We start from the raw sequence: 6,000 nt of genomic DNA, 5'->3' as shown, positions 1-6,000 counted from the left end.
TTTTTTGCTGAAGTAGTTGTCATAGGTTTTACTAGATATTATAACCGTAACATGTAAAAGAGTGAACAGGTTTATAAAAAGACATAAAAAAACCGGAGAAGTTTCCCCGGTTGAATATTAAAAATCAAAAATATTTAATTCACTCTCTCAATAACAAGATTGTGGTTTGTGTAAATACACACATCAGCGGCGATATTTAAACTCTCTCTTACCATCTCCTCTGCAGTCATTTGAGGAGCAAATTGTTTCATTGCCCTAGCGGCAGATTGGGCATACATACTTCCTGAACCAATTGTCGCTATCTCCATATCTGGCTCGATTACATCACCAGTTCCCGAAATAATTAATATATCTTCTTTATCTGCTACAATCATCATTGCCTCAAGTTTGCTCAGCATTCTATCTGTTCTCCATTCTTTTGCCAATTCTACTGCTGCTCGTTTCATATTATTCCCAAAAGCACCCAGTTTTTCTTCAAACTTTTCCAGTAGCGTAAATGCATCAGCTGTTGACCCTGCAAAGCCAGTAACTATTTTGCCATTTTGCAATACTCTTAATTTTTTAACAGTACTTTTTGCGACGGTATTCCCTAATGTTGCCTGTCCATCGGCACCTATCACTACTTCTCCGTTATGACGAATAGCCACAACGGTTGTTGATTTAATTCTTTCCATAAAATATATGTTAGTTTCTAAAGCTTTTACCAAAATGCTTTGCTCTAAAGAAATTAACTCTGAGCTCTGCAATACTATTGTCTTAATACCAATAACCATACAAAAAGCAAAAAGTCCTGAAATCAGGACTTTTTGACAGGAGTTATTTAAACCAAGATTCTTACAGGATCTTCGAGAAGACTTTTAAGGGTAATTAAAAATGCAGATCCAACTGATCCATCTACTACTCGATGATCACAGGATAAAGTCACTTTCATTAAATTTCCAATTTGCATTTGGCCATCCTTGACAATAACTGTTTCCTTAATTCCTCCGACTGCAAGAATACAAGCATCCGGCGGATTAATGATCGCTGTGAATTCGTCAATTCCAAACATTCCAAGGTTTGAAATGGTAAATGTATTTCCTTCCCAATCTTTTGGTTGTAATTCTTTATTCTTCGCTTTTCCACCTAAGGACTTCGCTTGAGTAGAAATTTGGGAAAGAGATAAATTATCTGCAAACCTAATAACTGGAACCAATAAACCTTCTTCCACAGCCACTGCCATACCGATGTGAATGTGGTCATTGTATCTGATTTTATCTCCTAACCAGCTGGAATTGACTTTCGGATGTTGGCGCAAAGCTGCTGCTGCTGCTTTAATCACCATATCATTGAATGAAATCTTCACAGGTGAAACTTCATTCATACTCTTTCTAGCCTCAATAGCTTTGTCCATGTTGATCTCCATGGTCAAATAAAAGTGAGGGGCACCAAATTTACTCTCAGCCAGTCTTTTCGCGATGACTTTACGCATTTGAGAAACTTTCTCTTCCTTAAAGCTTTCCTGTCCTATGGCAGGAGCTCCAGAAATTGAAGCAGCTTGTGGAGCAGTAGCAGCTGGAACGAAGTTTTCTACATCCTTCTTGATAATTCTTCCTCCATCACCCGAACCACTAATCTTACGAATATCAAATCCTTTTTCCTCTGCTATTTTCTTAGCCAAAGGAGAAGCTTTAACTCTTTCACCATCTGATGTTGTAGTGCTTGCAATTGGAGAAGTCTGGACAGGTTCGGATTTTTCAGGAGTAGAAGGTTCTTTTTTAGGAGTAGATGTAGGCTCAGGTTTAGAATCTGAATCAGAAGAATTACTTTTTTGAGCTTTTATTAGCGTCTCATAATCAGCTCCTTTTGCTCCGATTACAGCAATAACACCATCTACAGGAACACTATCTCCAGCCTCAACACCTATATATAATAGCGTTCCATCGTCATAGCTTTCCAGCTCCATGGTAGCTTTATCAGTTTCAACCTCAGCGATTATTTCTCCTGACTTAACATCATCACCTACTTTCTTCAACCAAGAGGCAATTGTACCCTCTTGCATGGTATCAGACATTTTAGGCATTGTGATTACCGTTGCATCAATATTTGAAACATCTATATCTTTTTTGGATTCTTCAGTTTTTACTTCTGCAGGAGTCTCTTCATCTTCTGTCTTAGGGGATTCCTTTTTATCTTCTACAGGCTTCTCAGCTCCATTCAATAAGTGTTCGTAATCCTCCCCTTTTTCTCCAATAACGGCAATGACACCGTTTACCGGTACGGAATCTTTTTCTTTTACTCCAATATATAAAAGCACACCTTCATCGTAGGATTCAAGCTCCATAGTTGCTTTGTCGGTTTCTACTTCTGCCAGGATATCTCCCGGTTTTACAGTATCCCCTACTTTTTTTAACCATGCAGCGATCACACCTTCTTCCATGGTGTCGCTCATTTTAGGCATTCTAATAATTTCGGCCATGAGTTATTGCGCTCTATTCGTTTTTATAGTGTCCAAAAATAGTTTTTATAATATCTTTAATCAAATATAAAACTAGTATTTTACCCTTGCATTTCAGCCATCATTCATCAAATTCCTGATATGCCCTTAATTCGAAACAGCAATTATCAAAGACCAACTTGGCTTTTCAACCGCCATTTAGAAACTATTTACCCAGCAATATTCAGAAATGTTGACTTGGAAAAACCTATTCGTGAAAGAATTACAACGATTGATGGAGATTTTCTTGATTTAGACTGGTACAAACAGGGGAGTTCAAAACTAGTAATTTTGAACCATGGTTTAGAAGGAAATAGTTCCCGTGCTTATATTCTCGGAATGTGTAAAATTTTTCTGAAAAATAATTATGATGTTCTGACTTGGAATTATAGAGGCTGTGGAGAGGAATTAAATCACAAACCAATTTTTTATCATTCCGGAGCTACTTATGATTTAAATTCGGTTATCAAACATTCCGAAATTAAGTATGATGAAATTAATTTGATAGGTTTTTCATTAGGAGGAAATTTAATTTTAAAGTACCTGGGTGAAAATCAAAACTTTTCAAAAAAAATTAGAAAAGGAGTGGCTATTTCTGTCCCGCTACATCTCAGCAGTTCAAGTAAAAAAATTTCTTCTTTGGAAAATACCCTGTATTCAAAACGTTTTCTGAAGACGTTAAAAGAAAAAGTAGTTCTTAAATCCAAAGCTCATCCCGATGAAATTCCTATCCAAATGTTGAAAAACATTAAAACTTTAACAGATTTTGATGATTATTTAACAGGTCCATTGCATGGGTTTGCGGATGCCGAAGAATATTATGAAATCAACTCATCTTTATATTATCTGGAAAAAATAAAAGTGCCTACATTGATCTTAAATGCCGCAAACGACCCTTTCTTAAGTGAACTTTGCTATCCAACAGATCTTGCAGGCAAACTTGAAAAAGTGTATTTCGAGTTCCCAAAAAAAGGAGGGCATGTGGGTTTTACCTCATCAGATTTTGAAAAACCTTACTATTCTGAACTTCGGGCAGTTGAATTTATAAGTAAGGATATCTAACTTCCATTTTTAGATTTAATAAATCAATTTAATTATGTGTGGACGCTATTCATTGAGTAAAAGTAAAATTGAATTGGAAGAACGGTTCCAAGCGGAAATGCTCCCCGAATTCAAACCTAGATATAATATTGCTCCCACTCAGTTGGTACCCGTAATTACATCAGCAAGCCCTAAAGGTTTTTCATTTTTTTATTGGGGAATCACTCCGGAATTTGGAAAAAACAAACCAGTTGCTCTCAAACTCATTAATGCAAGAGCTGAAACAATCGATCAAAAAATCTCTTTTAAAAGCTCTTTTCAAAAACGTAGATGTATTATTCCTGCAGATGGATTTTACGAATGGAAAAAACTCGGAAAAAAAACAAAAATACCTTATCGATTTACCTTGAGAGATGAAGAATTATTCTCAATGGCAGGAATTTGGGAGGAATATGAATCAGTAAATGGTGAAACGCAGCATACTTTTTTGATTTTGACAATTACTCCAAATCATATTGTCTCTGATATTCACGATAGAATGCCAGTTATTCTTACAAAAGAAACCGAAAAAATATGGCTTGATAATTACACCTCAGAAGATGATCTGAAAAAAATGCTGATACCATTTGCTGCTGATTCAATGGTGAGTTTTTCCGTTTCACCTTTAGTGAACTCTGTCCAGAATGACACACCAGCAGTGATGCGGAAAACTTCTCCAATGGACCAACATGGAAATTACACTTTGTTTGGGTAGCCAAAAACATTTTCCTGTATGAAAGAGTCTTTTGCTTGAGTGTAAACATATTCTCATATTTGAAAATCTTTTTTAATAAACCCAAATCGAGATGAAAAAATCCAAAATTTTAGGTGTAGGTCATTCTGTTCCAGATAGAATAGTGACTAACTCAGAGCTTTCACAAATGATGGATACAAATGATGAATGGATCGTGGAGCGTACCGGGATTGAACAAAGAAGATGGTTTACTCCTGGGATCGATACAGTAACAAGTTTATCAAAAAAAGCATCCATCATTGCTTTGGAACGGGCTGGAATCCAAGCTTCAGAAATTGATTTTATTGTTTTTGCTACCATAACTCCCGACTATTATATACCCGGAAATGGAGTTCTGCTACAGCGGGAATTAGGAATACCAGGAATTGGTGCACTTGACATAAGAAATGCCTGCTCAGGATTTATATATGCACTTTCAGTTGCTGATCAATTTATAAAAACCGGGATGTATCAAAAGATTCTTGTGGTTGGAGCTGAAATTCAGTCTTCTGGGTTAGACAAAAGCGATGAAGGAAGGTCAAGTGCGGTTATTTTTGCAGATGGTGCGGGTGCATTGGTACTCGGAGCCACAGACCAAGAAAACTCAGGTATTTTATCGACACACCTACATGCAGATGGGAATTTTGCAGAAGAACTCTATTGTAAAGACCCAGGAAGTTCAAGGGAAGATCGATTTTCTCAAGATTTGTTTGATTCAGGAAGTTTCTTTTTAAAAATGAATGGAAACGTAGTGTTCAAACATGCCATAGTAAGGTTTATTGAAGTGATAAATGAAGCTTTAGAATTCAATAATCTTAAAAAAGAAGATATTGATCTATTAGTTCCTCACCAAGCAAACCTCCGGATCAGTCAATACATTCAGCAAAAATTGGATTTCACTGATGATAAAGTCTTCAACAATATCATGCATTTCGGAAATACCACTGGAGGTACAATCCCAATTGCTCTTAGTGAAGCTTGGGAGCAAGGTAAAATAAAAGAAGGTGATTTAATCTGTCTGGCAGCATTTGGCTCTGGTTTTACCTGGGCGTCTGCTTTATTGAAATGGTGATATGAGTTCTGATCGACAACATGTGGACCTCAATCTTTGGAAAGATAATCATCTATTTAAAAAACAACATAGACTCAAACTCCAATTTTGGGAAATATTTTCTCGGGTTGCAGAAAATATTTCAGATAAATCACTTTTAAAAATCTGCTCAAAGCACAAATCAATAAAACTTTCAAGAGGCAATGACCTACTTGGAATGCCTTACCATGTTTTGGACATAATTAGAAATTTTGACCCAAAATCAGGTTTAAATATCCGGGTTTTAAATTGGTTTGGGAATGGAATGTTCTTAATGATATTAACAGGAAATGAAAATTCGGAGAAGGTTTTTACTTTTCTTCATTCAAATAATTTTTATTTTGGCCTAACTGATAGTCCTTGGGATTATCCCGGTTTAATTCTTGAAAATCAAAAAACCAAATCGCCTGATCCCAGGATGTTTTCTAAAAAAGAATTACATGTTTGGGTTAAAGAATTAAAAATCGAAGGAGATGAAAATGAGATAATTAAAGAAATCTCACAAAATATTAACTTGCATATAAATCAATATTCTAAAATTTTTGGAGACAAGAATTAATTTATTTTTTAAAACTGGATTTGGGTATTCACGTAAAATAAAATCAATTGATTAATAAGAGT

6 protein-coding genes are annotated in these 6,000 nt (G+C 35.6%); 4 read left to right on the top strand and 2 right to left on the bottom strand.

Features of this window, described 5'->3' with window-relative positions; all coding sequences use genetic code 11:
- Positions 1 to 134: 134 nt before the first annotated feature.
- Both hslV and Q0L68_RS02840 read right to left on the bottom strand, forming a co-directional pair.
- Positions 135 to 674 carry an ATP-dependent protease subunit HslV gene (gene hslV / locus Q0L68_RS02845; protein ID WP_296699076.1) on the bottom strand — a complete coding sequence of 180 codons (540 nt, stop codon included), beginning with the start codon at positions 672 to 674 and terminating at the stop codon, positions 135 to 137.
- A 146-nt stretch (positions 675 to 820) separates the two neighbouring features.
- A complete protein-coding gene (locus Q0L68_RS02840; protein ID WP_296699074.1) occupies positions 821 to 2,458 on the bottom strand; it encodes a pyruvate dehydrogenase complex dihydrolipoamide acetyltransferase in 1,638 nt (545 codons plus the stop codon).
- A gap of 120 nt (positions 2,459 to 2,578) precedes the next feature.
- Between Q0L68_RS02840 and Q0L68_RS02835 the strand changes: the two genes are divergently transcribed.
- The 4 genes from Q0L68_RS02835 to Q0L68_RS02820 all read left to right on the top strand — a co-directional run bounded on the left by Q0L68_RS02835 (position 2,579) and on the right by Q0L68_RS02820 (position 5,938).
- Positions 2,579 to 3,538 carry an alpha/beta fold hydrolase gene (locus tag Q0L68_RS02835; RefSeq protein WP_296699073.1) on the top strand — a complete coding sequence of 320 codons (960 nt, stop codon included), beginning with the start codon at positions 2,579 to 2,581 and terminating at the stop codon, positions 3,536 to 3,538.
- A gap of 34 nt (positions 3,539 to 3,572) precedes the next feature.
- Positions 3,573 to 4,271, top strand: coding sequence for an SOS response-associated peptidase (locus Q0L68_RS02830; protein ID WP_296699071.1), 699 nt, complete (start codon positions 3,573 to 3,575; stop codon positions 4,269 to 4,271).
- 91 nt (positions 4,272 to 4,362) lie between these two features.
- A complete protein-coding gene (locus tag Q0L68_RS02825) occupies positions 4,363 to 5,361 on the top strand; it encodes a 3-oxoacyl-ACP synthase III family protein (protein ID WP_296699068.1) in 999 nt (332 codons plus the stop codon).
- Position 5,362: 1 nt separating this feature from the next.
- Positions 5,363 to 5,938 carry a hypothetical protein gene (locus Q0L68_RS02820; protein ID WP_296699063.1) on the top strand — a complete coding sequence of 192 codons (576 nt, stop codon included), beginning with the start codon at positions 5,363 to 5,365 and terminating at the stop codon, positions 5,936 to 5,938.
- The last annotated feature ends 62 nt before the right edge of the window (positions 5,939 to 6,000 follow it).

Origin of the sequence: Algoriphagus sp. (assembly GCF_024642405.1) — a bacterium.
Taxonomy (GTDB): domain Bacteria; phylum Bacteroidota; class Bacteroidia; order Cytophagales; family Cyclobacteriaceae; genus Algoriphagus.
The sequence above is the reverse complement of the archived record's forward strand: the minus strand, read 5'-3'. Positions and strand labels throughout refer to the sequence as shown.